Annotated in this window: 29 protein-coding genes and 1 other RNA gene; 14 read left to right on the top strand and 16 right to left on the bottom strand. The window is 49.1% G+C overall.

Annotated features, from left to right (window positions below; genetic code table 11):
• The first annotated feature begins 98 nt into the window (after positions 1-98).
• Both ACTHS4_RS03100 and ACTHS4_RS03095 read left to right on the top strand, forming a co-directional pair.
• Entirely contained in the window at positions 99-1,187 is a 1,089-nt protein-coding gene (locus ACTHS4_RS03100; RefSeq protein ID WP_070504789.1) for a metallophosphoesterase, read from the top strand.
• Positions 1,188-1,329: 142 nt separating this feature from the next.
• Positions 1,330-1,920, top strand: coding sequence for a LemA family protein (locus tag ACTHS4_RS03095; protein ID WP_039862166.1), 591 nt, complete (start codon positions 1,330-1,332; stop codon positions 1,918-1,920).
• A 108-nt stretch (positions 1,921-2,028) separates the two neighbouring features.
• Here the strand turns inward: ACTHS4_RS03095 and ACTHS4_RS03090 are convergent, their stop codons facing one another.
• The 4 genes from ACTHS4_RS03090 to ACTHS4_RS03075 are packed head-to-tail and all read right to left on the bottom strand — an operon-like array spanning position 2,029 to position 6,298.
• Positions 2,029-3,141: an SGNH/GDSL hydrolase family protein gene (locus ACTHS4_RS03090; RefSeq protein WP_004519876.1), complete on the bottom strand. Its 1,113-nt coding sequence runs from the start codon at positions 3,139-3,141 to the stop codon at positions 2,029-2,031.
• Positions 3,138-4,166, bottom strand: coding sequence for a peptidoglycan O-acetyltransferase PatB (patB, locus tag ACTHS4_RS03085; protein ID WP_004519875.1), 1,029 nt, complete (start codon positions 4,164-4,166; stop codon positions 3,138-3,140). The genes ACTHS4_RS03090 and patB overlap by 4 nt, the downstream gene beginning before the upstream one ends.
• Positions 4,167-4,176: 10 nt before the next feature.
• A complete protein-coding gene (locus ACTHS4_RS03080; protein WP_288971299.1) occupies positions 4,177-5,613 on the bottom strand; it encodes an MBOAT family O-acyltransferase in 1,437 nt (478 codons plus the stop codon).
• A gap of 46 nt (positions 5,614-5,659) precedes the next feature.
• A complete protein-coding gene (locus ACTHS4_RS03075; RefSeq protein ID WP_070813899.1) occupies positions 5,660-6,298 on the bottom strand; it encodes a DedA family protein in 639 nt (212 codons plus the stop codon).
• A 229-nt stretch (positions 6,299-6,527) separates the two neighbouring features.
• On the opposite strand from ACTHS4_RS03075, the gene hda reads away from it, so the two are divergent.
• The 4 genes from hda to ACTHS4_RS03055 all read left to right on the top strand — a co-directional run bounded on the left by hda (position 6,528) and on the right by ACTHS4_RS03055 (position 9,178).
• A complete protein-coding gene (gene hda, locus ACTHS4_RS03070) occupies positions 6,528-7,196 on the top strand; it encodes a DnaA regulatory inactivator Hda (RefSeq protein WP_070826137.1) in 669 nt (222 codons plus the stop codon).
• Complete coding sequence (locus ACTHS4_RS03065) at positions 7,193-7,861, top strand: HAD family hydrolase (protein WP_070826138.1); 669 nt, start codon at positions 7,193-7,195, stop codon at positions 7,859-7,861. The genes hda and ACTHS4_RS03065 overlap by 4 nt, the downstream gene beginning before the upstream one ends.
• A 59-nt stretch (positions 7,862-7,920) precedes the next feature.
• Complete coding sequence (locus ACTHS4_RS03060) at positions 7,921-8,235, top strand: TonB family protein (RefSeq protein WP_070826139.1); 315 nt, start codon at positions 7,921-7,923, stop codon at positions 8,233-8,235.
• Positions 8,236-8,392: 157 nt separating this feature from the next.
• Positions 8,393-9,178, top strand: a complete 786-nt coding sequence (locus tag ACTHS4_RS03055; protein ID WP_070584190.1) for an endonuclease/exonuclease/phosphatase family protein — start codon at positions 8,393-8,395, stop codon at positions 9,176-9,178.
• A gap of 168 nt (positions 9,179-9,346) precedes the next feature.
• On the opposite strand, the gene ssrA is transcribed toward ACTHS4_RS03055, so the two are convergent.
• The 3 genes from ssrA to ACTHS4_RS03040 form a co-directional block, all read right to left on the bottom strand.
• Positions 9,347-9,709: a transfer-messenger RNA gene (gene ssrA / locus ACTHS4_RS03050) on the bottom strand.
• Between the two features lie 113 nt (positions 9,710-9,822).
• A complete protein-coding gene (locus ACTHS4_RS03045; protein ID WP_070826149.1) occupies positions 9,823-11,037 on the bottom strand; it encodes a pyridoxal phosphate-dependent aminotransferase in 1,215 nt (404 codons plus the stop codon).
• Positions 11,038-11,121: 84 nt separating this feature from the next.
• Positions 11,122-11,337, bottom strand: a complete 216-nt coding sequence (locus ACTHS4_RS03040) for a tautomerase family protein (RefSeq protein WP_070826150.1) — start codon at positions 11,335-11,337, stop codon at positions 11,122-11,124.
• 165 nt (positions 11,338-11,502) lie between these two features.
• Between ACTHS4_RS03040 and ACTHS4_RS03035 the strand changes: the two genes are divergently transcribed.
• Complete coding sequence (locus ACTHS4_RS03035) at positions 11,503-12,102, top strand: MlaC/ttg2D family ABC transporter substrate-binding protein (protein WP_070632918.1); 600 nt, start codon at positions 11,503-11,505, stop codon at positions 12,100-12,102.
• 59 nt (positions 12,103-12,161) lie between these two features.
• Here the strand turns inward: ACTHS4_RS03035 and efp are convergent, their stop codons facing one another.
• The 3 genes from efp to ACTHS4_RS03020 are packed head-to-tail and all read right to left on the bottom strand — an operon-like array spanning position 12,162 to position 14,232.
• Positions 12,162-12,722: an elongation factor P gene (gene efp, locus ACTHS4_RS03030; RefSeq protein WP_070826151.1), complete on the bottom strand. Its 561-nt coding sequence runs from the start codon at positions 12,720-12,722 to the stop codon at positions 12,162-12,164.
• Between the two features lie 42 nt (positions 12,723-12,764).
• Entirely contained in the window at positions 12,765-13,922 is a 1,158-nt protein-coding gene (earP, locus tag ACTHS4_RS03025; RefSeq protein WP_371460145.1) for an elongation factor P maturation arginine rhamnosyltransferase EarP, read from the bottom strand.
• A 31-nt stretch (positions 13,923-13,953) separates the two neighbouring features.
• Entirely contained in the window at positions 13,954-14,232 is a 279-nt protein-coding gene (locus ACTHS4_RS03020) for a hypothetical protein (protein WP_003682447.1), read from the bottom strand.
• Between the two features lie 102 nt (positions 14,233-14,334).
• Between ACTHS4_RS03020 and nadE the strand changes: the two genes are divergently transcribed.
• On the top strand, positions 14,335-15,123 hold the full coding sequence (gene nadE / locus ACTHS4_RS03015) for an NAD(+) synthase (protein WP_371460144.1): 789 nt from the start codon (positions 14,335-14,337) through the stop codon (positions 15,121-15,123).
• Between the two features lie 68 nt (positions 15,124-15,191).
• Here nadE and ACTHS4_RS03010 read toward each other — a convergent pair whose 3' ends face one another.
• A complete protein-coding gene (locus ACTHS4_RS03010; protein WP_003747144.1) occupies positions 15,192-15,392 on the bottom strand; it encodes a protein MIGRI in 201 nt (66 codons plus the stop codon).
• A gap of 116 nt (positions 15,393-15,508) precedes the next feature.
• Between ACTHS4_RS03010 and metX the strand changes: the two genes are divergently transcribed.
• Both metX and metW read left to right on the top strand, forming a co-directional pair.
• On the top strand, positions 15,509-16,648 hold the full coding sequence (gene metX / locus ACTHS4_RS03005) for a homoserine O-succinyltransferase MetX (RefSeq protein ID WP_371460143.1): 1,140 nt from the start codon (positions 15,509-15,511) through the stop codon (positions 16,646-16,648).
• On the top strand, positions 16,645-17,226 hold the full coding sequence (gene metW / locus ACTHS4_RS03000) for a methionine biosynthesis protein MetW (protein WP_371460142.1): 582 nt from the start codon (positions 16,645-16,647) through the stop codon (positions 17,224-17,226). Before metX ends, metW begins: the two co-directional genes overlap by 4 nt.
• A 95-nt stretch (positions 17,227-17,321) precedes the next feature.
• On the opposite strand, the gene ACTHS4_RS02995 is transcribed toward metW, so the two are convergent.
• Positions 17,322-17,786 (bottom strand): low molecular weight protein-tyrosine-phosphatase, encoded by a 465-nt coding sequence (locus tag ACTHS4_RS02995; protein WP_371460141.1) that lies wholly within the window; start codon positions 17,784-17,786, stop codon positions 17,322-17,324.
• A gap of 86 nt (positions 17,787-17,872) precedes the next feature.
• Positions 17,873-18,973: a hypothetical protein gene (locus tag ACTHS4_RS02990; RefSeq protein WP_003685151.1), complete on the bottom strand. Its 1,101-nt coding sequence runs from the start codon at positions 18,971-18,973 to the stop codon at positions 17,873-17,875.
• Positions 18,974-19,177: 204 nt separating this feature from the next.
• On the opposite strand from ACTHS4_RS02990, the gene gloA reads away from it, so the two are divergent.
• Complete coding sequence (gloA, locus tag ACTHS4_RS02985; RefSeq protein WP_295848185.1) at positions 19,178-19,591, top strand: lactoylglutathione lyase; 414 nt, start codon at positions 19,178-19,180, stop codon at positions 19,589-19,591.
• 53 nt (positions 19,592-19,644) lie between these two features.
• Here gloA and ACTHS4_RS02980 read toward each other — a convergent pair whose 3' ends face one another.
• Together ACTHS4_RS02980 and ACTHS4_RS02975 are read right to left on the bottom strand one after the other, a co-directional pair.
• The gene (locus ACTHS4_RS02980) at positions 19,645-20,394 is read right to left on the bottom strand and encodes a lysophospholipid acyltransferase family protein (RefSeq protein WP_107857156.1); all 750 of its coding nucleotides are present in this window, start codon (positions 20,392-20,394) and stop codon (positions 19,645-19,647) included.
• A gap of 59 nt (positions 20,395-20,453) precedes the next feature.
• Complete coding sequence (locus tag ACTHS4_RS02975; protein WP_371460140.1) at positions 20,454-21,209, bottom strand: GNAT family N-acetyltransferase; 756 nt, start codon at positions 21,207-21,209, stop codon at positions 20,454-20,456.
• Between the two features lie 176 nt (positions 21,210-21,385).
• Here ACTHS4_RS02975 and ACTHS4_RS02970 point away from each other — a divergent pair, with 176 nt between their 5' ends.
• The 3 genes from ACTHS4_RS02970 to ACTHS4_RS02960 all read left to right on the top strand — a co-directional run bounded on the left by ACTHS4_RS02970 (position 21,386) and on the right by ACTHS4_RS02960 (position 23,857).
• A complete protein-coding gene (locus ACTHS4_RS02970) occupies positions 21,386-22,318 on the top strand; it encodes an AEC family transporter (RefSeq protein ID WP_070826284.1) in 933 nt (310 codons plus the stop codon).
• 182 nt (positions 22,319-22,500) lie between these two features.
• Positions 22,501-22,974 carry an iron-sulfur cluster repair protein DnrN gene (gene dnrN / locus ACTHS4_RS02965; protein WP_004519850.1) on the top strand — a complete coding sequence of 158 codons (474 nt, stop codon included), beginning with the start codon at positions 22,501-22,503 and terminating at the stop codon, positions 22,972-22,974.
• A 157-nt stretch (positions 22,975-23,131) separates the two neighbouring features.
• Entirely contained in the window at positions 23,132-23,857 is a 726-nt protein-coding gene (locus ACTHS4_RS02960; protein ID WP_070826159.1) for a hypothetical protein, read from the top strand.
• Positions 23,858-23,898: 41 nt separating this feature from the next.
• Here ACTHS4_RS02960 and ACTHS4_RS02955 read toward each other — a convergent pair whose 3' ends face one another.
• On the bottom strand, positions 23,899-24,885 hold the full coding sequence (locus ACTHS4_RS02955; RefSeq protein ID WP_440365483.1) for a tRNA dihydrouridine synthase: 987 nt from the start codon (positions 24,883-24,885) through the stop codon (positions 23,899-23,901).
• Positions 24,886-25,016 lie beyond the last annotated feature (131 nt).

Genomic DNA, 25,016 nt, shown 5'->3' with positions numbered 1-25,016 from the left:
CCTTTCAAAATATTATGGGTTTTTACGCGGGAGATTATACACTGAAAGTTTCAGACGGCCTAAAATCTGCCTTTTGATTTTTTTAGGGCCGGAAAGTCATGTTTGGTAAGATGTTTTTTGTGAGCGTCATTCTGTTGCAAGTGTTTACATTCGGGCTTGGGCGTTCACTGCAATGGCTGTTTGCGCCTTGGATTGGCAAAGTTGGCAGACGTTGGCTAATGGGTATTTCCTATTTCATTACAAACGGCTTGTTGATCGGCTTGCTGCTGGAGTTGGGGCATATGATGTTCCGCGTGGTGGCGTTTTGGATGGTAATCTTGCTGTTTGTGATGTATGCCGCGTTGGTGACATTTATCCTGTATCTTTTGCTGCGCCGTTTTGTGGCACGCCAACCGCTTTCTCGAAGCCTGCGGCTGTTTGCGCCTTTGTTTGTGGCCGGTTTGCTCGGTTTGGGGATGTATAACGCCTATACGCCCGTGGTCCGCCATCAGACTGTATTCATCAATAAGAAAATGGATAAGCCGCTGCGTATCGGCGTGGCCAGCGATTTGCACTTGGGGATTTTGTTTGGCGCGCGTCAATTGGACAAGTTGACGGACATCATGAAGCGGGAAAAAGTCGACATAGTGTTGCTGCCGGGCGATTTGATGGACGATACCGTCGATGCCTACCTTAAAGAAAACATGAAACCACATTTGCAGAAGCTGACTGCGCCGATGGGCGTTTATGCCACTTTGGGCAATCATGACTGGTTCCGCGATCAGAAGCGTATCAAACATGAATTGGAAGCTGCAGGCTTGACGGTTTTGGCCAATCAGGTTTTGGAAGTGAATGGTGTGTTGCTGGTAGGGCGGAGCGATGATTTGGATCGCAAGCGTCCTAGTGCGGAGCAGCTTTTAGAAGGTCAAAATACCCGATTACCGGTTTTATTGATGGACCACCGTCCTACTTCAATCGAAACCCATGCCCGGCTGCCGATTGATGTGCAGGTCTCCGGCCATGTCCACAACGGCCAAGTTGCACCTGCCAACCTTATCGTCCGTACGCTTTATCGTCTTGCTTACGGTTATGAGGCGATCGGCAACGGCCATTTCTTCACCACTTCGGGCTACGGCTTCTGGGGCATTCCCTTGCGTTTGGGTTCGCAATCAGAAGTGTGGGTTATTGACATCAAGTCAAAGCATTGAAATAGAAATATAAACTTCAGGCCGTCTGAATTTCAGACGGCCTTTTTTATGAAAATTGGGAAAAAATATTGAAATTGGATTATAATCGATGTTAATAAAATCAGCCACCGATATGAGTGGCATCATAACTAGGGAACTCACTATGGGCATTATTAGTCTTGCACTTATCTTCGTATCAATCGCCGCCGTCTTATTGTATTTCAAACAACAGTTGAAAGACCGCAAAAAAGACTGTCGCGAATCCTTTGTCTCTTTGCGCATTGCGCTCGACTGCCGACATCAGGCCGTCCGTCATGTATTGGATGCATACAGCAAACATCTGCAAGAGCAGGGCATTGCATCGGATCGAAACGTTCAGCAGATGTGTGCCGAAGTCGAAACTGCATTGGCGCAAACTGCCAAAACATTTTCCGAGTCCAAAATCAAACATCTGTGTGAAGCCGAAACAGCATTGAATCATGCGTTGAAAAAATTGCAAACTGCCGTCAACGGTCTTTTGAAACAGTATCCTGATGAGCAATTGGCGGGTTTGATGGAAATGCTGGATGCAGCAGAAGCGGAAGTTGCATCAGCACGCCGTACTTACAACCGCAGAGCCGGAAGTTACAACCATCATTTAAACAAGCTGCCCAACCGCCTTGTCGCCAAGCCATTAGGCTTTGACAAGCAGGCAGGATTGGTTCGTTTCACGGAAAATCAAACGCAACGCATGAGCAGCAATATGTTAGCTTAAAAATTAAGCAGTTTGCTGAATAAGTGATACACAAAAGGCCGTCTGAAATATTAATTTCAGACGGCCTTTTGTTTACTGTTAATGAAAAATACTTAGGCTTTGGCCAATTTATTGGGCAAAGCGGATCAGGCTGTCGGCAAGCTTATCGGCTGCAGTTTCGTAACCTTGTGCAGAGAAGTGAACGCCGTCTTTGGCTGCCAAGCCTTGAGCCATCCAGCTTTTCATGCTGCATGCGCCCCCCATTGCATCTTGCCAAGACCAGAACATGATTTTTTCGTCACGGGCAACGCGTTGCTGCATTTGTTGTACTTCGCTGAGCAAGACCGGACGGTTGCCGCAGCTGCCGTAGGCGGTTTTCAAAGATTCCGGAGCGCCGAGGATCAGGATACCTGCGTTGGGCAGGGTGTTTTTGATTTGACGGATGTAATTGCGCCATGTCCGTTCGGTAGAGGAAATATCGAGATTGCCGGAAAAGGCTTCATTGGTACCGTAGGCAAGGATGATTAAATCGGCTTTGGTTTGTGCCAAATCTTCCCACATACCCGGCCGCCATTTTGACCATTGGGATAACTGCGCGCCGTTGATGCCCATGGCGGAAACGGTTACGCCGCGTCCGGGGCGTTCGATATTAATGAAACCGATTTGCCAAGGCATGCTGCTGCTGAGGGTCATCGGCAGGGAAGCGTTGGTATGCAACAGTTGCCAGCCGTTTTGTGTGGCAGGGATTTCGCGGCCGTTGACGGTCAGGGTTTGCTCTGACCAAACCGGTTTGCCGAAAATGGAGATTTGTTGCATATCCATGCTGCCGTCGGCTGCGCTTAAGGTAACGCTGCCGCCATCGGCGCGTGCTTCAATACCGCCGAAAGAAAAATCGCTGTATGATTTGCGGCTGCTGATGGTGTTCCAACCGCTGCCGTTGTAACGGACGGTTGCCATGCGCTGGCCTTTGACGGTGTTGGGATAAACCCAACCGATGCCGCCGTTGCCCCATTGTTGTTGTAAACGGCGGCGCAGGCGGTCGGTGAAATAGTCGCCGGCGGTGTGGGAGTCGCCGACTTGGATAATGCGGAATTTGCCGTCTGAAGTATGGTTGAGCTGTTGCAGTTTGTTCAGCCAGGCAGGGTGGTTGGAGCCGTAGTTGCTTAACAGGCCGTCATTGGTTGCGCAGGCGGTAATAGGGAGTGCGAGAAGCGTGAGGAGTAAGGTTTTATTAAATTTCATGGTTGTGTATCGTGTGTAAAATTAATTTTTTCCATAATTTTTCCGGCCAATAGTTTTTGGCCTTCTGCGGAAAAGTGAATGCCGTCCTTGCTGCGGTAACGGATGATTTTTCCATCTACTTTGACAGAGTCGGCATATTCTTCTGCGCCATTGCTCAACAGTTTGTCGGTAGGCAACCAAATGGCTTGAGGCGACACCGTACCCGACAGGATTTTGTCGAGGTAGCGCATCTGTTCATTGAGCTTGGCTTTTTTCATGTAAGGAATGCCCAGCCAAATGACTTGGACATCATGTGCGGAGGCTGCATCAAGAATACGGCGGACGCGGTTGAGGTATTCTGCCTCCCATTCGGGGGAGGCGAATTTCAGGTATTTTTTACCCATCGGGAAATCCCAAGGGTCGTTTGGGCCTAAGAATACAACCAAAACGCGGATATCGGGTTCTTTTTGCAAAGTTTGTTCGATGGTTTTCGGCCAGTCGAAGAAATTGGGGTAGGACAAACCGGTACTTTGTTTACTGAGGTTGACCGATTGTACGCCATATTCTTGCTTGAGGTGTTTTTGTACGAAAGGTGCAACGCCCTGCATCAGCGAGTCGCCGGCAAAGAAAACTTTGTTGCCTTTTTTCAATACAACCTGCGTTGCCGACTGATCAGCCTGATTGCTTGGCTCGCTGGCTGTGGTATCTGTATTGTTAGTCGCATCGGAAGCAGCAGAGTCTTTTTGATTGTCGGATACTTCAATGTTTTCCGTATTTTCAGACGGCCTTGTTGCTTCAATGCCAGAGTCTTCCGAAGCCAAAGCGTCTTCCGTTTCCAGTGAAGCTTTCAGGCCGTCTGAAAATTCGTAGGCTTTTTGTTGCCAATCCGCACCGATACGCCACCAAGCGTATTCGGATAAAGGCTCAAGCGGACTGTTCTCATGATAGGTCTGCTGCCAATAGGCATTGATGGAGTTTTGGGCAAACCACGTCAGCGCAACCGCACTGAGCAGAATAGAAACAAACAGGGAGATAAAGCGTTTCATGTTCTGCTCCTTAGAAGTTAGCGTAAATAAAGCCGGGAATGCCGGACGGGGCGAAGACGATAATCAGGGCGAGGATAAGTGTGATGGGGATAAACCACAGCCATGCAGGCAGTTTATCCAAGCCTTTTACCGATGCTTCAAATAAGCGAAGCAAATACGGGTACAGCAAAAGCATCATCGCAAATGCACCCAGCAACATGAGGTCGGTCGGCAGAGGCGCGTTCCAGCCTTTGTCATTGGCAAATAAGGCGCTGAACAGCATTTCCGTATCGGCAAGCGTTGCGCTGTTGAACACGACAAACGCGAAACAAACGAAATGGAAGGTAAACAGCCAGGCGAGCGGTTTGCCGATTTTCAGACGGCCTAAGGCATTGCGGCCGACGATTTTATCGCCGCAGTTAAGCAATACCAAGGCCGCACCGTGCAGCGCGCCCCAAATCAAAAAGCTCCAGCCGTAGCCATGCCAAATGCCGGAAAGCAACATGGCAATCATCAGATTGAGCTGGGTGCGTCCGAAGCCTTTTTTGCTGCCGCCCAAAGGGATATAGATATAGTCGCGAATCCAAGTGGACAGGCTGATGTGCCATCTGTCCCAGAAGTCGCGGATGTTGATGGCGCGAAGCGGCGCGGCAAAGTTTTTCGGCAGCTGGAAGCCGAGCAGCATGGCCAAGCCGATGACTAAATCCGAGTAGCCGGAAAAGTCGAAAAAGAGTTGGAAGGTGTAGCCATAAATCGCAGACAACACGCCCCAGCCGTCGAACTGGGCCGGATTTTCAAAAACAGGCGATACCCAGCCTTCTGCCAATACGCCGGCAAGCCACCACTTTTTGGCAATGCCCAATACAATCAGGCCGACCGCCAAAGCCGGATAAATCAGCTGGCGTGCTTGTTTGGTGCGGATTTGCGCCAATGCGCCCGCTTGTTCGCCGTCTATGCTTTTAAAAGCGGCCGCACGGATAATCGGGCCGGATGTGATGGTGGGGAAGAAGCTCAGATGCAGTAGGAGCTCGTGCCATTCAAAACGGTCTCCTTTAGGCTTGCGGTAGCAATACACTAAGTAAGCCAGCGATTGGAAAGTGTAATAAGACAAGCCCAAGGGCAAAAGGATATCGATGACGGCGCTTTGCCCCGTATATTGCTGAATAATCGGGCGGAAAAAGTCGAAATATTTGAAGAAACACAAAACAGTCAATGCCGCCGAAATACCGCAACCCAGCCAAAATTTGCGGATATTCTCGTTTTCAGAAAACATCAGTACGCTGACCAGGTAAACCACAGACGAGTAAACCAAAATCAGCGCGGCAAAAATAGGGTCGATACGGTAAAGCCAGCCTAGCCCGGCAACCAAAAGTAAAACGTTTTGAACTTGCGGCAAACGCGCAAATGCCCAGTACAAGGGCAAAAATACGATAAAGAATACCGCAAACTCAATAGACAGCAACGGCATGACAATTCCTTGATGTGTTTAAACTTTCAAACTTTTCGATTGATTGTTATTTTTTGGCGTTAAGTTTGGCACGGATGACTTCGACTACCGCAGGTAAAATCGAAATCACGATGATTGCCGCCATGACTAAGCCCAGATTGTTTTTGACGACGGGGATATTGGCGAAGAAGTAGCCTGCATAGGAAAACGACAATACCCACAACACCGCGCCGATAATGTTGTAACGGATAAACGTCGCGTAGTGCATATCGCCCATACCGGCGACAAATGGCGCAAACGTCCGCACAATTGGCACAAAGCGGGCAATGATGATGGTTTTGCCGCCGTGTTTTTCATAGAACGCATGGGTTTTTTCCAAATACGAACGGCGGAAAATTTTGGAATCAGGATTGGCAAACAGTTTTTGTCCAAAATATTTGCCAATCATAAAGTTGGCCGCATCGCCTAGAATGGCGGCCGCTAAGAGCAGCAATACCATGACGTGGATGTTCATGCCGCCGATGGCCGCAATACCGCCGGCAGCAAACAGCAGCGAGTCGCCGGGCAAAAATGGCGTTACGACCAAACCGGTTTCGCAGAAAATCACAACAAACAAAATCGCGTAAATCCACGGGCCGTATTGGGCGGAAAGGTGGACAAGGTGTTGGTCGATATGGAGGATGAAATCGATAATGGTAGAAATCACTAGGGTTCCCAAATAAAAAGGCCGTCTGAAAAAGAACAGACAAATGTTTCGGCGAGAAGTTCGACATTGTAAAACCAAAGCGGAATAAAACCAATGCCGTGAGCGTGTCAAGATATGTTTAGAAGTGCAGATATGTTGCAGGTATAGGCTTCAGACGGCCTTCATCCTTGATGATGGACGGCAAAACAACGTAAAATGAAGCCGATTTCAACCTAACCGGTGCGCCTTTGTGAACCAGCTCATCTTCGATTTTGCCAGCCATGATTATCCAGGCTTCGACAAATTTCTGGGAACAGAAAATGCCGAGCTGGTGTATGTGTTGCAGCATAAGCATGGGCAATTTATCTATGTTTGGGGCGAAGAGGGCGCAGGCAAAAGCCATCTCTTACAGGCATGGGTCGCACAGGCGCTCGATGCCGGACGAAATGCCCTCTATATTGATGCCGCCGCCACGCCGCTGACAGAAGCCGCATTGGATGCGGAATATCTTGCCATTGACCAAATCGAAAAGCTTAATAATGAAGAACAGGCTTTACTATTTGCCATCTTCAACCGCTTCCGCAACAGCGGCAAAGGCTTTTTGCTTTTGAGTTCTGAATATACGCCACAACAACTCGTTATCCGCGAAGACCTGCGCACACGCATGGCGTATTGCTTGGTTTACGAAGTCAAACCGCTGACCGACCGGGAAAAAATCAATGCGCTCGTCAGCATGGCCGCTGCCCGTCAGGTAACCATCGATCCGGAAATCTTCGAATACCTGCTGAACCATTGGCGGCGCGATATGGACAGTTTGATGCAAATGCTCGATACCCTCGACAACTACGCCGTTATGATGGGCAAGCGCATTACTTTGCCGCTTTTGCGCCAGCTTTTAAAACAACAGGAAACCCAATGAAAAACCTTGCCATTTTCGACCTCGACAATACCTTGATCAATACCGATTCGGATCACTCCTGGCCGCAATACCTAATTAAAAAAGGCATAGTCGATGCGGCTGAAACCGAGGCGCAAAATGAAAAGTTCTACCAAGACTATCAAAACGGTTGTCTTGATATCGATGCCTTCCTCAAATTCCATCTCGCGCCTTTAGCCCGTTTCAGCAAGGAAGAATTGGCTGAGTTTCATCGCGAGTTTATGGCCGAATATATTGTTCCGCATATTTCTCCGATGCAGCGTATGCTGGTGCAAAGCCATCAAATGGCGGGCGACGAAATGTTGGTTATTTCTTCGACCAACGAATTCATCATTACCCCTATCTGTCATCTTTTCGGTATTCACAACGTTATCGGCACACAGCTTGAAACCGGTGAAGACGGCCGATATACCGGCAACTATGTCGGTACGCCGAGCCTGAAAGAAGGCAAAATTACCCGATTGAACCAATGGCTTGCCGAGCGCGGCGAGACCTTTGAAAGCTACGGTAAGGTTTATTTTTACAGCGACTCCAAAAACGATTTGCCGTTGCTGCGTATCGTGAACGAACCTGTCGCCGTCAATCCGGATGCCGAGCTGGAAAAAGAAGCCAAAGCAAAAGGTTGGCCGATTTTGAATTTCAAATAACGACGAATTAGGCCGTCTGAAATATTTAACCTAACCACAACCCTAATAAGGACTAAAACATGAAAACGACTAAACTCCTCGCCTCAGCCCTGTTGTTTGCCGCTGTATTCGGTACTGCACAAGTAGCCGATACCGAAACTCTGGAAGCCATGAAAGCGCAAAACGGCAGCGTTAAAACCGTTTTGATGGATGTTTTCACAACTCCTGCCGGTAATGTCGACCGCGTGAATATCATTCAATCCAGCGGCAATCCTGAAATGGACGAACGCGCAGTGAAAAGCGTTTCCAAATATCCTTATCCGAAACGCAAAACCGCATCTAAATACCAACATACCGTTACTTTTGAGACCAATGTTGAAGTAATTAACAACTGATTCGGACGCAAGGCCGTCTGAAAAACAAAAGGCGTTTTGATTGGGAAATTCCCTGTCAAAACGCCGTTTTATTCTTTAAACAAGTATAACCAAAATTGCCGTAAAACCACACGCTCCGGTGTTATACTGAAACAAATAAACCGCTTCATCACACATCATGTCTCCCCGTCCAGTTACCATTACTTCCTACAATATGCACAAAGGCATGTCTGCGCTCAACCGCAAAGTGCAGGTCAACCGCATGGCTGACGCGCTGGGTGCATTGGGTTCGGATGTTTTGTTTTTACAAGAAGTCCAAGGACAACATCTCAATAGAAGCCGCCGTACCGACTTCCCCGATGCGCCGCATTACGACATCATCGGCGACAGCCTCGATTATCATCGCAGCTACGGCAAAAATGCTGTCTATCCCAAACGACACCACGGCAACGCCATTCTCAGCCGCCTGCCGCTGAAAACGGAAAACAACCTCAACATCAGTGTTAACAAACTTGAACAACGCGGTCTGTTGCATTGCGAAGTCGTGCCCGAAGGTTGGGAAGATCCGTTGGTGTGTTTGTGTGTCCACCTCAATCTGCGCGAGCCGGACCGCCTCAAACAATACCGAGCCATTAGCGACTACGTTGGCCGATATATTCGTCCAGAAAGCCCGTTGATTATCGCCGGCGATTTCAATGACTGGCGGCAGAAATCAGCGCGTGAGCTGGGCAGGGCATTAGATTTGAACGAAGTATTTGTCGATAATACAGGCAAACGCCCCAAAACCTTCCCTTCGCGCCTGCCCATCCTCAGCCTCGACCGCATTTATACGCGCAATCTTGATGTCATCGATTCTGAAATTCACAACAGTAAAGACTGGCAACATTTGTCAGATCATCTGCCATTGAGTGTAACGGTTAGGCCGCATCGTAAAATGAATATGAAATCCGATAGAAAAATGTAAGGCTGAAATCTTTTTTAAAGCAAAGCACTATTGGCAATGTATCGAAAGAAAAAGTTTTTTATTCAGATATTTGATATAAAAACAGGCCGTCTGAAAAGTTTCAGACGGCCTGTTTAAGTTTATAAAAAAGCGCAAACCTTTTTATATCAAAAGTTTGCGCTTCAAATCTGGTGGAGGCGGGGGGAATCGAACCCCCGTCCGAAAGTCCTCTACAGAGCGTTCTACATACTTAGTTGTGTCTATTTAGAATCTCGTTCCCATCATGCCGACCAACAGGCCTTCAGGGAACCAGTTACCTTAAATCTCGTTTCTTGCCAAGTAACCCGACAGAAAACCAGTCAATGTAGAATGACGTTGCGGTAGCTTACGCTACACAGCCCATTGACCAACTGCTGCAACGGCAGGCCTTAAGCGGCCAGTGCGTAAGTTTCGTCGTTTGCGACTATTTAAATTCAGTGTTTAACGGGGAATCTGAGACCCCGGTATGCCCGCATCTGCTTTGCAACCCCCGTCGAAACCAAGATCGCCCCCAGATAGGAGAAGTCGATTATACGCATGTCAGCGTGCTTTGCCAAGCTGCCGATTGATTGAAAAGGCCGTCTGAACAGCAGTTTGCTTTTTCAGACGGCCTGTTTGGCTTAGGTTTATTGATGGTAGTTTTGTAAGAAGCGTTTGAGTTTGTCCATGGCTTCTTCGATTTGATGAACGGGCGGCAGGGTAACGATACGGAAGTGGTCTGGGCGTATCCAGTTGAAACCTGTGCCTTGGACGAACAAGACTTTTTCACGCACGAGCAAATCGTAGACGAATTTCATGTCGTCATGAATGCCGTACATTTCGGTATCGATTTTTGGGAACATATACATCGCGCCCATCGGTTTGACGCAGGAAACACCGGGGATTTGGTTGATCAGCTCCCATGCCTTATTGCGTTGTTCCAACAGGCGGCCGCCGGGCAGGATAAACTCGTTGATGCTTTGATAGCCGCCCAAGGCCGTCTGAATGGCGTGTTGCATCGGCGTATTGGCACACAGACGCATGGAGGAGAGCATATCGAGGCCTTCGATATAGCCCTTGGCATGATGTTTCGGGCCGTTGAGCACCATCCAGCCTTGGCGGAAACCGGCCACGCGGTAGGCTTTGGAAAGGCCGTTAAAGGTAATGGTCAGCAAGTCGGGGGCGAGGGCGGCAATGTGATGGTGTACGGCACCATCGTAAAGAATTTTGTCGTAAATTTCGTCGGCAAAAATAATCAGGCCGTGTTTACGCGCCAGTTCGGCGATTTCCAGCAGGATTTCTTTGCTGTACACTGCGCCGGTAGGGTTGTTGGGGTTGATGACGACGATGGCTTTGGTTTTCGGCGTAATTTTGGCTTCTATATCGGCCAGATTCGGGAACCAGTCGTTTTCTTCGTCGCACAAATAATGACGCACATTGCCGCCGGCCAGTGTTGCGGCGGCGGTCCACAGTGGATAGTCAGGCGCAGGAATCAGGATTTCATCGCCGTCGTTGAGCAATGCTTGCATGGACATGGTAATCAATTCGGAGACGCCGTTGCCGATGTAAACGTCGTTGACGGTAACGTCGAGCAGACCTTTGGTTTGGTAGTAGTGGACGATGGCTTTGCGTGCGGAGTAAAGGCCTTTGGAGTCGCAATAGCCTTGTGAAGTCGGCAGGTTGCGGATAACGTCAACCAAGATTTCGTCGGGTGCTTCAAAGCCGAACGGAGCCGGATTGCCGATATTGAGCTTGAGGATTTTGTTGCCTTCTTCTTCCAGTTGCAGGGCTTTTTTGTGAACCGGGCCGCGGATGTCGTAGCAAACGTGATCCAGTTTGGATGATTTGGGGAATTTCTCCATGATGTGTGTTCCGTAAAATTGTTAACAATGGGATAAATGTACTCTTTTTGCGGGTAAATTAAAAGGGCTTCAGACGGCCAAAGCTTACTTATTGCGCGCTTCGGAACGGAGAACCGTCACGCTTTTGCCGCCTATGCCCCAGTTGTCCATATCGATTTCGTCGATGACAACGACGGTCGTCTCAGGGTTTTTGTTGAGAACGCGTGAGAGTAATTCGGTGACGCCGCGGATCAATTCGGCTTTTTGCTCCGCACTCGGGGCTTCGTTGCCGCCGGTTACTTTGATGTTAACGTAAGGCATAGCTTTTTCCTTTTAAAATAGCGTTCACATGTTATCTTATTTTTATCAGGCCGTCTGAAATTTGATTGCAGGATTTTTCATTGCTCATGACTGCTTTTACAAAGAATTAAGTTTTTTGGAATAGATTGTTTTTACAATGCGGTTTTATTTTGGATGGATATCGTCATGAACCGTTTTCTTCAGACTTTGATTGTGGCCGCACCGATGGTAATTGCCGCGCCTTATGTGGCGGCGGAAACGCATCCGGCACAAAAGCAGATGCAGCAGAACATTGATACCGTGTTGAAAATTGCACGCAACACGTCTTTGACAGAAGCGCAACGTGTGAAACAGGTTGAGCAGTATGCCAACCGTTATCTGGATTATGAGCGTATTTCAGCTTTGGCTGTCGGTGCGCCATGGCGTGAATTTTCTGCCAAACAGAAAACCGATTTTATCCGTGCATTCAAAGATATGGTGATTGCGATGTACTCGCATTCTGCACTGATTGGTGCGGCGGATGCGAATGTACGCCTGTTGCCGAAGATGACGGCAAACGGTAATAAGTTTGACGTTTTCTCGGAAATTCAAACCAAAAAAGGCACTAAGTATGAAGTGGCCTACCAGCTTTACCAAAGCGGCGGTGCGTATAAGATTTACAACATCCGCGTGGACGGTACCAGCTTGGTAACGGTATACCGCAACCAATTTGGCGAGCTGATTAAGAGCAAAGGCATTGACGGTACAATTGCGACTGTCGAAGCCAAGGGCTTGAAGAAACAATAAGGCAGATTGATAAAAAGGCCGTCTGAATGTTCAGACGGCCTTTTTGTGTTACGGGCTGATTAAGCACGTTTGCGGAATTCGCCGGTACGGGTATCGATTTCGATTTTGTCGCCGTTTTCGATGTAAGACATCACTTGGATTTCAGTGCCGCCGACCAGACGTGCGGTTTTCATCACTTTGCCGGAAGTATCGCCTTTAACGGCAGGCTCGGTGTATTCAACTTCGCGAACGATGATGGTAGGCAATTCTACGGAGATTGGGTTACCTTCGTAGAAAGTAACTTCGCATTGGTCTTCCATGCCGTCAACGATGAATTTCAACGCGTCGCCGATGTTGTCGGCTTCGATTTCGTATTGGTTGAATTCTTCGTCCATAAAGACGTACATTGGGTCGGCAAAGTAGCTGTAAGTACAGTTTTTGCGGGCCAAGATTACGACGTCGAATTTGTCGTCGGCTTTGTAAATGCTTTCAGAAGCGGCACCGGTCAGCAGGTTTTTAAGTTTCATGCTGACTTTGGCGGAAGAGCGGCCGCCTTTGATGTATTCGGTTTTTTGAACGACCATAGGATCGTTGCCGACCATGAATACGTTGCCGGCGCGCAGTTCTTGTGCTGTTTTCATTGTGGTTTTCCAATCAAATCGGTTGTAATAAAACGCGCTATTTTAGCGTATTTTTTTGTGCTTTGAAATAAAGGCGGCAAGTTTTTCAACGGCACTTTTTTGAGCAAAAAGTCCGTCCCGCCATTTTGCCACGCTTTGCCGCCATTCGTTTTGGTGTGCCGTCAGGGTTTGCCATGCTTGCAGGCGCTGGCTGTCGCTGAGTGCTTCGCCGTTGTTGAGTTCGTCGGAAAGGAGGTGGTGTGCCGTGGCGACAACATCCGGATAAACCTGATGCGCTTTGTCCCAAAACGCGTGCAGCTTGTCGAGATGGATATTTTCTTCTTGCGGGTAGATGTGCCAAAAGAAAGGTTTTCCGGCGAGCTGGGCGCGAACAAAGCTGTCTTCGCCGCGTATGACGGCGCCGTCGGCAAGATTGAGCAGTTTATCGAAATCCTGTTGGGGGACAAAAGGGATTTTGATCAAGGTAATGTGTTCGCTCTGATACATATCGCCTTCTTCAAGCAGGGTATTTTGCGGCACTAGGCTGCTGTTTTTCAGGCTGGCGATGATTTGCGTACCCGCAAGCAACAGGGTAATAGGTTGGCCGGCTTGTTGCCACATGGTCAGCCATTTTGCCCAAATATCGCTTTGATAGCCGAAAAGCAGCCATTCAGGCGCGTTTTTTGCGGGAAGTTTGAGTTGTCGGCGTAAGGCTTCCGTATCAAAGCCAGCAGATTCGGCGTAATCGCGTTCACGCAGCAGGCTGCCGCTTTTTTCGCTGAAACCCATAAACCAAAAGTATTTTTGTATGCCGCCGGCCTGGGGTGAGGGCATTAAGTGCAGCCTTTCGTTGCTGTCTTCCGCGCTGAGGTATTCCCAGTTGAGCCAAAGCGGTTGGTGTTGGCGGATGATGGTTTGAACGTTGTCGGGCAGTTCGCAGGCGAAGGTTTCGATGACGATGTCGGGGGTAGGGGCTGTATCGGTATCTTCGGCGTAGTCGACTTTCCAAGCGTGAATGCCGATGCCTTGATGGATATTGGGAATCGAGGCTAAATCAGGGCAGAGTGCCTGAAGGGATGGGAAATCGTCTGTCCATAAATGCACTTGCCAGTCGAGTTCGCGTTGCAAAATACGCGCCAGCCGCCATGAAACGCCGATGTCGCCGAAGTTATCGATGACGTTGCAGAAAATCCAGCAGGTATAAGGTGGGGTGGTGTTCATGGAAAAATATGCCCAAGGCCGTCTGAAAACATCAGAATGCGCCGAAATAGTGGAATAAATAAACAATCAGCAAAACAATCGGGATAAACATCCAAATGCTTTGCCGTTTCAATTCAGGCTCTTGTTTGAGGTGGTGTTTGATGACGTCAAAGAGGACGAATTTAAATAGGAACGTGGCTTCGCAGGCAAGGATGATGCCGTTGATGAGATGTTGCGTTTTGTCTTCGGGCGGGTTGAGGGCAAACCACAAAAGGGTGGCGAGCGGAATCAGGCAGACAACGAGCCAGCGCAGAAGGATGGGTTTGGACATGGTGTGTGTGCAAGAAATAAAAGGAACATTATACCCTGTCGTCTTTCAGACAAGTGCAAATCAGGCTATCATTCGTTTTATTTGAAGCGAACATTTATCTCTATGCAAACCCAAGCCATCATCCGCCATATCGTTCAATGGCTCAAAGATTACGCCGAGCAGGCGCGTGCCAAAGGTTTTGTCGTCGGCGTATCTGGCGGCATCGATTCTGCCGTGGTTTCCACCCTTGCCGCGCAAACCGGTTTGTCGGTTTTATTGTTGGAAATGCCGATTCGTCAGAAATCAGACCAAGTCAACCGAGCGCAAGAACACATGAGTCGTCTGAAACAGCGTTATCCGAATGTAAAAGCGCAAAGCGTCGATTTGACCCAAACGTTCGATATTTTTGCCGATACCGTCGATGTCAGCGAAACCGAATTTCCCAACAAACAGCTGGCACTTGCCAATGCACGTAGCCGCCTGCGCATGACGACGCTGTATTATTACGGCCAGTTGCATGGTTTGTTGGTGGCGGGGACGGGCAACAAAATTGAAGATTTCGGCGTCGGTTTCTTCACCAAATACGGCGACGGCGGCGTGGACATCAGCCCGATTGCCGATTTGACCAAAACTCAAGTGTACGCGTTGGCTGCCGAGCTGGACGTCTCGGAAGACATTCAAAAAGCTGTACCGACAGACGGCCTTTGGGATACCGAGCGTACCGATGAAGAACAAATGGGTGCATCTTATCCCGAACTCGAATGGGCGATGAGCGTGTACAATAGTCACAAGCCTGAAGATTTTGAAGGGAGACAGCGCGAAGTTTTGGCAATCTATACCCGATTGCACAAAGCCATGCAGCACAAAGTCAATCCGATTCCGGTTTGCAAGATTCCGGAAGAGTTGTTTTAAGGTTGAACATCAAAAGGCCGTCTGAAAACGCTGGATTAAGGTTTTCAGACGGCCTTTTATATTTTATTTCAATAAGAATTGGGAATATGCTTGAAAAACAGCATCATCAAATACCAAAACAGCGTAGCCGCCGCCGCGCCCAGCAATACCCACGCGCTGATTTTGGCGATTTCCCGAATGGTGCGCTTTTGTTGGCGGCTGAACAAACGGTTCACAATCAATGCCGCTATGGCGCAAAAGAAAAAAAATCGCAAAAGCCTGCCAATCATTCCACATTCTCCCAAAAATATTGCCTTTAATCAGGGCAGGCCGTCTGAAGCCTCATGCACAAAACAAAAACGAAACGTTATAATACCCCTTTTGCCGCTTCACTTGGAAATTACAAATGACAACAAATGCCTCAGTGGGCATTGTAACGCCCCAGAAAATCCCGTTTGACACACCGCTTGCTCTGGAAAACGGCAAAACCTTACCCCGTTTCGACCTGATGATTGAAACCTACGGCACGCTCAATGCTGACAAAAGCAATGCTGTCCTTATCTGCCACGCCCTGTCAGGCAATCATCACGTTGCCGGCAAGCACAGTGCGGAGGATAAATATGCCGGCTGGTGGGACAATATGGTCGGCCCCGGCAAACCCATCGATACCGAACGCTTTTTCGTTGTCGGTTTGAACAACTTGGGCGGTTGCGACGGCAGCACCGGCCCTTTGTCCGAGAATCCTGAAACCGGCCGCGAATATGGCGCGGATTTCCCTGTCGTAACCGTCAAAGACTGGGTGAAGTCCCAATCCATGCTTGCCGATTACCTCGGCATTCAAAAATGGGCTGCCATTGTCGGCGGTAGTTTGGGCGGTATGCAGGCATTGCAATGGACGATTTCTTTGCCTGAACGCGTTGCCCACGCGCTCGTCATTGCTTCTGCGCCTAAACTTTCCACTCAAAACATCGCGTTTAACGATGTTGCCCGTCAAGCCATTTTGACCGATCCCGATTTCCATCAAGGCAATTACCGCAGCCATCATACCGTTCCTTCACGCGGTTTGCGTATTGCGCGCATGATGGGGCACATCACCTATCTTGCCGAAGACGGCTTGGGTCAAAAATTCGGCCGCGATTTAAAATCAGACGGCTATCAGTATGGTTACGGCGTTGAATTTGAAGTGGAATCTTATCTTCGCTATCAAGGCGACAAGTTTGTCGGCCGCTTTGATGCCAACACTTATCTGCTGATGACCAAGGCACTCGACTACTTCGACCCGGCAGCCGATTACGGCCACAACCTCACGCGCGCGGTGGAGAATGTGCAGGCCAAGTTTTTTGTTGCCAGCTTCAGTACTGACTGGCGCTTCTCGCCGCAACGTTCGCATGAATTGGTCAAGGCATTAATCGCCGCGCAAAAATCCGTGCAATACATTGAAGTCAAATCCAATCACGGCCACGATGCCTTCTTGATGGAAGACGAAGCCTATATCCGTGCGGTTGCTGCTTACATGAACAACGTTTACAAGGACTGCCAAAAATGAATCTGCGCGACGATTTGCAACTCATTTACGATTGGATACCCGAAGGCAGCCGCGTACTCGATTTAGGCTGCGGTGACGGCGAGCTGTTGGCCGCGTTGGTGGAACATAAAAATTGCACCGGCTACGGTGTTGAAATCGATACCGACAGCGTGATTGCCGCCATATCCCGCGGTGTGAACGTCATTCAGGCCGATTTGGAAGAAGGCTTGGTAGCGTTTGGCGATCAAAGCTTTGATGTGATTGTCTTGAGCCAAACCATTCAGGCGATGCAGAACACGGAAAAAATCCTGCGCTGCCTGATGCGCGTGGCCAAACAGGCCATCGTCAGCTTCCCTAATTTCGGCTACTGGTGCAACCGCTTTCAAATCGCTATTGGCGGCCATATGCCGGTTTCCGAGCGGATGCCGTATCATTGGTACGATACGCCCAATATCCATTGGTGTACCCTCAAAGACTTTGATTTGCTGTGTGCCAAAAACAAAATTCGCGTGCTTGAGCGTGCGGTCATGACGGGCAACCGACAGGTCAAACATCTGCCGAATTTATTGGGCAGCCTGGCGTTTTATCGCGTAGGTTGATTGCGGTGATCAATAAAGGCCGTCTGAACAGGTAATCACGAAAGCATGGCTTTTGCGGATACCTGTTCAGACGGCCTTTTATTGTTCAAGCCAGTTTAAACCTGTTTCAATTTTTCCAACAAGGCCAAACTGCCGGCATCGACCAGACGGTAGGTTTCGTCAAAGTCGCCCGTGTACCAAGGATCGGGAACGTGGTTGTAACCTGAATCGGGGATAAGGTCGGTCAGTTTGAAGATTTTGCCGGGGTGGAAGCCGAGCTGTTTTTCGGTTTCTCTGAGGTTGTTGTCGTCCATCACGATGATGTAGTCGAAATGTTCGGCATCGCTGGGTTTGATTTTGCTGCTGGTAAAGCCTGACGGGTCGATGCCGTGTTGTTTGAGCACACGGCGCGTGCCTTCGTGCATGTCTTCTCCGTCATGCCAACCTGACGTGCCTGCGCTGGCAGTAATGACGGCATTGCCCATGCCAGCTTCGCGGGCGCGGTGGCGCAGGACGTATTCGGCCATGGGGGAGCGGCAGATGTTGCCGAGGCAGACGAAAAGGATTTTGTGGGTTTTCATATGCGTGAAAATGAGCGGTAAGGTTTGAAAATCAATGCAACACGCTAAACCTTTTTCAGACGGCCTTGGCGTGTTGCATTTTCAATTTAGTTTACATTGCTGAAGAAAGGATTATGACCTTCCAGTTTCAACGCTTGGGCATAAGTAGGGATGTTCTCGTTTTCGCCCAATGGGTTGTGCAACAGGTAGAGGTGCTCGATTCGGCATTCGGCCATCAGGTCGAGGAAGTTTTGCTGAACGATGGCGATATTGTCGGTTGAAGCCAGCTCCCAAGTGAAGGTCTGTGGAACAATTTCAAACGCGCTGTCTGTCGCGTTGAAGCTGAACTGAAGCTTGCCGTCCGCCTTGGCTGCGGCAACAACGCCGACGCGCGGGCTTTGCATACGGATGGCGCGGATGGCGTTGGTGGCAAAAACGTCCATGGCCATGCGTTGGCGGGTGTGGCTGCCGTCGGTCAGCGCGTCAAGCGGCGTATTGGGCGAGAGCGGGTTGGTAAAGAGGGTAACGCCGTCAAGCGCAAGATGCTCTTGCCAAACCTGCATCAATGGCAGGCCTGCCTGTTGCAGGTTGAGGCCCAAGGCCGTCTGAATGTCTTTATTGCCGTAGCCCAGCGCGTAAACAACATGGACGGATTGACCTTCGGGCAGCGTCAATGGTTTGTATTCGAATTTTTGCAGGAATGCGCCTGCCGCTTCATCGTTTTGTTTGGCTTGGAACCACTCGCCCGGGGTAACGCTGCTCAAGTCGGTCGATTGGACGAGGTAGGGCAGCCATTGCGTGTTTTGCGTGAGGGTGCGCAGGTTGGGGTAGTTTTGCAGGCAGGCGAAGAGGGCTTCGGTAGGCAGCGTAAGTGGCAGGGTTTGTTCTTTTTTGCAACCGGCAACCAAAACGACAGGCAGGGCAAACCATTGGGCTTCGTTATCGTTTTCTGCCTTCAGAACTTCGCCCACGCTTTGAATCAGGCTGGTGTAAGTGCCGACATCGGGCGCCATGGTCATTGCCAATGAAAGGTTGATGTAATGGTTTTGGCTGAGCATGGTGCGGATTTCGGTTTGCAGTTGGCCGGCTGAAAGCTTGCGCGATGCGGAGGAGGAGTTGTGCGCCAGCTGATAGGCATTGAGCAGAAGGTAGTTTTTGATAGGGCTCTGCGGATAAGGGCGGGTATCTGGAAGAACAAAGGTTTTCATGACGGTTTGAAGTGTTGTGTTGTAAGTGTGGCGATTATAGCAATTTAGTCAGTCGGTGTGCTTGTTAATACATGAAATTCAAATGACAGCAGGGTGTGTGCTTCATTTTTATGCAGTTTCAGTGTCGGTATTTTGAGGCTGAAGAGGATGGTGCCCGATGTGTTATAATCCATGACCAAACATAATTCAGAAAGGAACAAAATCATGCGCTTGCTTCATACTATGCTGCGTGTCGGCAATCTCGAACGCTCTTTGGATTTCTATCAAAACGTATTGAATATGCAACTGCTGCGCCGCCGCGATTATCCTGAAGGCCGTTTTACTTTGGCTTTTGTTGGTTATGGTGATGAGGCGGACCATACTGTTTTGGAACTGACCCACAACTGGGATACCGAGTCTTATGACTTGGGCAATGCTTACGGCCATATCGCGATTGAAGTCGATGATGCTTATGCGGCGTGCGAACGTGTCAAAGAGATGGGCGGTAAAGTGGTACGCGAAGCCGGTCCGATGAAACACGGCACGACTGTGATTGCGTTTGTCGAAGATCCGGACGGCTACAAAATTGAATTTATTCAAAAGAAAAGTGGTAGCGATTCGGTACAATATTCATCTTAAGACATAAGATAATGGAAAAGGCCGTCTGAACATTCAGACGGCCTTTTGTTTGATCAGCCCAACTGTTTTTGCTTTTCGCTTAACAGGGCGTGTACTTGAAGCGCAGTAGCGTAGCGGTCTTCTCCTGCTTCAATCGGATCGAGGAAATGCAGCTCAACCGTACTGGAAGGCTGGCTGATGACCATGCAGATAGATTGCCAGAGGCTGATGTCGCCGTAGTAGGCAGTGTGCGGATTGGGGCTGCTGCCGTCCGGATTCGGATAGCGGCAGAGCACCGGAATAATCGGTACGCCTGCATCATAGGCCGTCTGAAAAAAGCTGGGTTTGAACGGCAGGATTTCACGGCCTTCGGTACTGGTACCTTCGGGAAAAATGGTGACGGTATCGCCGTTTTTCAGCGCTTCGGTTACGCCGGCGATTTTGGCAGAATTGCCTTTGATGCCGCGGTTGCGCGAAACGTAAACCGTTTGTGCCTGTGTAGCGAGATAACCGACCACCGGCCATTTGGCTACATCGTCTTTAGCCACAAAACGGCCGGGGAAAGCGCCGTTGACCGCCATAATGTCCAACCATGAAATATGGTTGCTGATAAGCATCTGGCCGCGGCCTTCTTGCGGCGGCGTGCCGAAAGTTTGCAGTTTCATACCGCAGGAAGCGAGCACGCGCAGCGACCATAATTGGATCGCGCGCAGTTTGCGTTTGCTGCTGTAAAAGGGAAACAGAAAAAACATTTCGGCCATGCCGTACAAAAGGCAGCCGGCAATGCAGAGGAGACGGAAGATAAAACGGATTTTGGCAGTCATTGTGTGTGTTTTTTTTATAAAGATTAGGCAGGCCGTCTGAAGTTTCAGACGGCCTTTTATTATGAATCGGTTTTAGGGGCAAAACGCTGCAAGTAGCGGTCGGAAAGGTGGCTGATGTCCATCATGATCAGCACATCTGCGCAGTTGAATGCTTCATCGACGCAAGGCTCGCCACAGAACCACGCGCCTGCTTTGAGATAGCCTTTGATCAGTGCAGGTACAGGCGGATTTTCAGACGGCGTGATGCTGTCCCATTTAAGTGGGTTGAGCGGTTTGACACACCATTGTGCCGGAGCGAGGTATTTGTCTTTCAAAGCATGATACAGGCCCGCCGCATCGTTGCCGCCGTCACGCATTTCGATACTGCCGCAACCAATCATAAAGCGCAGGTTTTCGTCTTTCATGAATTTGACCAAACCGGTCCACAACAGCATGACCAAGCCGCCGTTGCGGTAGTCCGGGTGGGTACAGGCGCGACCGAGTTCGACGGTTTGCGGCAGGATGTCTTTCAAAGGCTCAAGGTTAAATTCATGCTCGCTGTACCAGCCACCGACTTTTTTTGCGGTTTCTTCGGTAATCAGGCGGTAGCAGCCGATTACCTCGCCGGTTGCATCGTCGAAGGCGAGCAGGTGGTGGCAATGTTCATCATAAGGATCGACATCGCGGCCGTCATCGCTTTCGATTTCCGCACCCAATTCTTGGGCAAAAACCTGATAGCGCAATCTTTGGGCGGCTTCGATTTCAGCTTGGGTTTCTGCAAGGCGTACGCTCAGGCCGATTTTGGGGCCCGTTTGATTGAAACGGCTGGGGGACATGATGTTTCCTGTTTGAAGAAAATGGCTGATTATAGCGGATATACGGACAGATTTATATTGATTTGCTTTGCGGTAGGGCAAATTATGTCGGGTTGTTGGAAAAAGGCTTCAGGCCGTCTGAATTTGGCATGCCGAGCGGTACAAGCGTAGAATCAACGTTTTTGCCGTTTTTTATTATGGAAACCTCTTTCCTGCTTGCCGGAAAAATTACCGAGCTGACGCTGATTGTTTTGATGGGCGTGGCCTTGGTGAAGACCGGGCTGTTGAAATCGGAAAACAGCTACACGCTCTCCGTCATCGCTCTTTACCTGATCAGCCCGTCCGTCATGATTCATGCCTTTCAGATGGACAATACGCCGCAGATTATCGAAGGGCTGAAGCTTTCCGTCATGCTGGCGGTGTTTTTCCATGTGGTGTTGATTGTTTTGGGCAGGTTGTTTAAACACTTGTTCAAACTCGATGCACTCGAACACGCGGCGACGGTGTACAGCAATTCGGGCAACCTGATTATCCCTTTGGTGATGTCGGTATTTGGGGCGGAATGGGTGATTTACACCAGCGGTTTTATCATGGTGCAGACGTTTTTATTTTGGACGCATCTGCGTCTGTTGATTTGCGGCCGAGGCAATGTGGCTTGGAAAACCATTTTTACCAATATCAACATTTTATCCATGTTGGTTGGGCTGATGATGTTTGCCTTTCAAATCAAGCTGCCGCACATTGTCGATAATACTTTGGCGACGGTGGGCGGTATGATTGGCCCGGTTGCCATGTTGGTGGCAGGCATGCTTTTGGCTTCTTTGCCGCTGCGCTCGATTATGTGGACGCCGAGGCTTTATCTCGTTGCTTTTTTAAGGTTGATTTTGATTCCGGTATTATTGCTTTTTGCCGTCAAAGTCTGCGGTTTTGCCCATCATGATGCGCATGCGGATACGGTTGTTTTGATCAGCTTTTTGGCAACGACTTCGCCTGCCGCCGCGACAGTTACCCAAATGACGGTTGTTTACGGCAAAAATGCCCAAAAAGCCAGCGCGATTTATGGGCTGACGACCTTGCTTTGTGTGGTGACCATGCCGGTAATGATTGCCTTATATCGTTGGATTATTTAAGAAAAGGGCAGGCCGTCTGAAACTTTGACTTTATGTTTCAGACGGCCTGTTTGGTATTTTAATTTTGAAAATAACTTTTATTATCAATTAATTAAGCAATTAAAAAACTATACAAAGCCGCAAGCAGCGTGTATCCTTATGCCTAACATTCATCCAATATCAATCTTTAAAGGAACACAGCCATGACCGACTTTACCGTTTGGGAAACCGCACCTTTCAATTCCACCATTGACCATATTTTGCAGCGTTACCACAATGTCCACCGCGCCCAGTTTGAAGAGTTGGTTCCGCTGGCGCAAAAAGTGGCGCAGGTTCATGCCGATACTTTCCCTGCCGAAGTTCCTGATTTGTTGGCCTATATGCAAAACGAGCTGTTGATGCACATGATGAAAGAGGAGCGCATGTTGTTCCCAATGATTAATCAGGGCGTGGGTCGCGGCGCGGCAATGCCTATCAGCGTGATGATGCACGAGCATGAAGAACACGATCAGGCCATCGCGCGTCTGGAAGAATTGACTAACAATTTTGAGCTTCCCGAAGGCGCTTGCGGCAGCTGGACCCGTTTGTACACTTTGGCCAAAGAGATGGTGGATGATTTGAAAGACCATATCCATTTGGAAAATGAGATTTTGTTCCACCGCGTTTTGGCTTCTTAAAATTTGAGCTTAATCAAGGCTATCTGAATGTTCAGACGGCCTGTTCTTTAATCCCTTGCTAAGTTAGTGCAATAGTTCTAAAATTTTAATAAAGAAACAAAATTAGGCAGTAAAGGCACACATCCGTTTTTTTGTTTACTTGAGAAGGAGTTTATGAATGAAACATTCTAAAGTTTTACTATCGGGTATTCTGTTTGTTGCTGTGACTGCGTGCGCCCAAACGACGGACGGCAGCTGGAGCGCCCTGCAGGATACGAAAACAGGCGTGCAGTCGCGGCCTTATTATGAATTTGGCAATGTGGTTCAGAAGATTTCTTTTAAGAAAACCGGCAATCCGGAAAATGGTCTGAAAAAGCCTGTCTTGACGGTGTATCGCCAAGGCAAGCTGTTGGGCGAAGCATATAATTTGGAAGCCTCTCATGGCAACCCCTTGTTGCCAACCCTGTTTTTGGTAAACGGCAAGTCATTAAATATCAATGACGGCAACGATAGAAAACTGTTGGCTTCTGCGAAGAGAATCGATTTTTACGATTTCGGCCACGGCCGTATCGGCCATGCAGTCTTTACCGCGCCTAACGGCATCTGTCAGGATATGAAACACGGCAAAGGCGTTTCCTACAAGCTGGTTACCAACTATGTTAATTTTCCGGATTATCCTTCACCTGAAAATATCTTGATTATTACTGCGCAAGGTAAATATGAGCAAGACGGGTTTATATTGGATTCCACTGAGTCAAGAGTGACCAGTGCCAATAAAGAGTTTGCCAGAAAATATGGCGAAGCCCTGAAATCCAAGAATGGCCCTGAGACCAGACAGGTAAATATGGCTAATGCAGCCAGTGCGGAAAAAGGTAGACTGTTGGCTGATTATGTATGTAGGTGATGAAATCAAAGGCCGTCTGAAATTCAGACGGCCTTTTTGAATCATAAATGCATCTCTTGTTCAAACGACAGCAGAATCTGTTTCACTTCATCCGCTTCTTTGACGGCGCGGATGTGGTCGAACAATACCTGCGCCTGTTCAAACTCTTTTTTCATCATGCCCAGCCACTGTTTCAAACGGGCAACCGGATATTTGTTGTTGGCTTCTTTATCAAGGCATAAGTTGAAGAATTGGACTATCCATGAGGAGACTTCGGCAAAGTCGGTGTCTTTCACTGTTTCGCCGTTTTCATATTGCTTGATTTGCCGCGCCAAGTCGGGACGGATAACCGCGCCGCGCCCGAGCATCACGCTGTCGCAGCCGCTGACGGTTTTAATATCGAGATAGTCTTGAAGGCTGAATACATCGCCGTTGGCGGTAACAGGAATGTTGACCGCATCGCGGATTTTGCGCACCCATTCCCAATGTGCCGGCGGTTCGTAGCCTTCGACTTTGGTGCGCGCATGGACGGTTAACGCGCATGCGCCGCCGTTTTCAATCGCGGAGGCGCATTCCAATGCCAGACTTTTGTCTTCATAACCGAGCCGCATCTTGGCAGTCAACGGAATGTGTTGCGGCAGGCGCTGGCGCAGGGTGTGAACGATGTGGTAAATCAAATCGGGCTCTTTGAGCAAGACCGCACCGCCTTTGTGTTTATTGACCGTCGGCGCGGGGCAGCCGAAGTTGAGGTCGATTTTGTCCGCACCGAAACGCACGGCTTCCAAAGCATTGACGGCCATGTTTTCCGCATCGCTGCCCAAAAGCTGGACAGTACAGGGCGTACCGGCCGGCGTGCGGTTGGCATGGGCGATTTCGGGAATATATTTAAGCCAAGTGGCGCGTGAGTGGACCGTGTGCGTAATGCGGACAAATTCGCTGACACACCCGTCAAATCCGCCGATGCGCGTCAACAGGTCGCGCATCACATCGTCCACCAGCCCCTGCATGGGGGCTAGTATTAATCTAGTATTTTCTTTTAAATTAGTCATTTATCTGTTTTGTAATAATTTTTATAAAATTCTCTTTTGTATTTTATCTGTTTTTATCCGCTTATTTTGTGCTTTATCTGTTCTTTTGTTGTACCATAGTTGCACCATTAAATATTTATTCCGCATGGTGC

The organism is Neisseria sp. P0014.S009 (genome assembly GCF_051958155.1).
Classification (GTDB): domain Bacteria; phylum Pseudomonadota; class Gammaproteobacteria; order Burkholderiales; family Neisseriaceae; genus Neisseria; species Neisseria flavescens_C.
The sequence above is the reverse complement of the archived record's forward strand: the minus strand, read 5'-3'. Positions and strand labels throughout refer to the sequence as shown.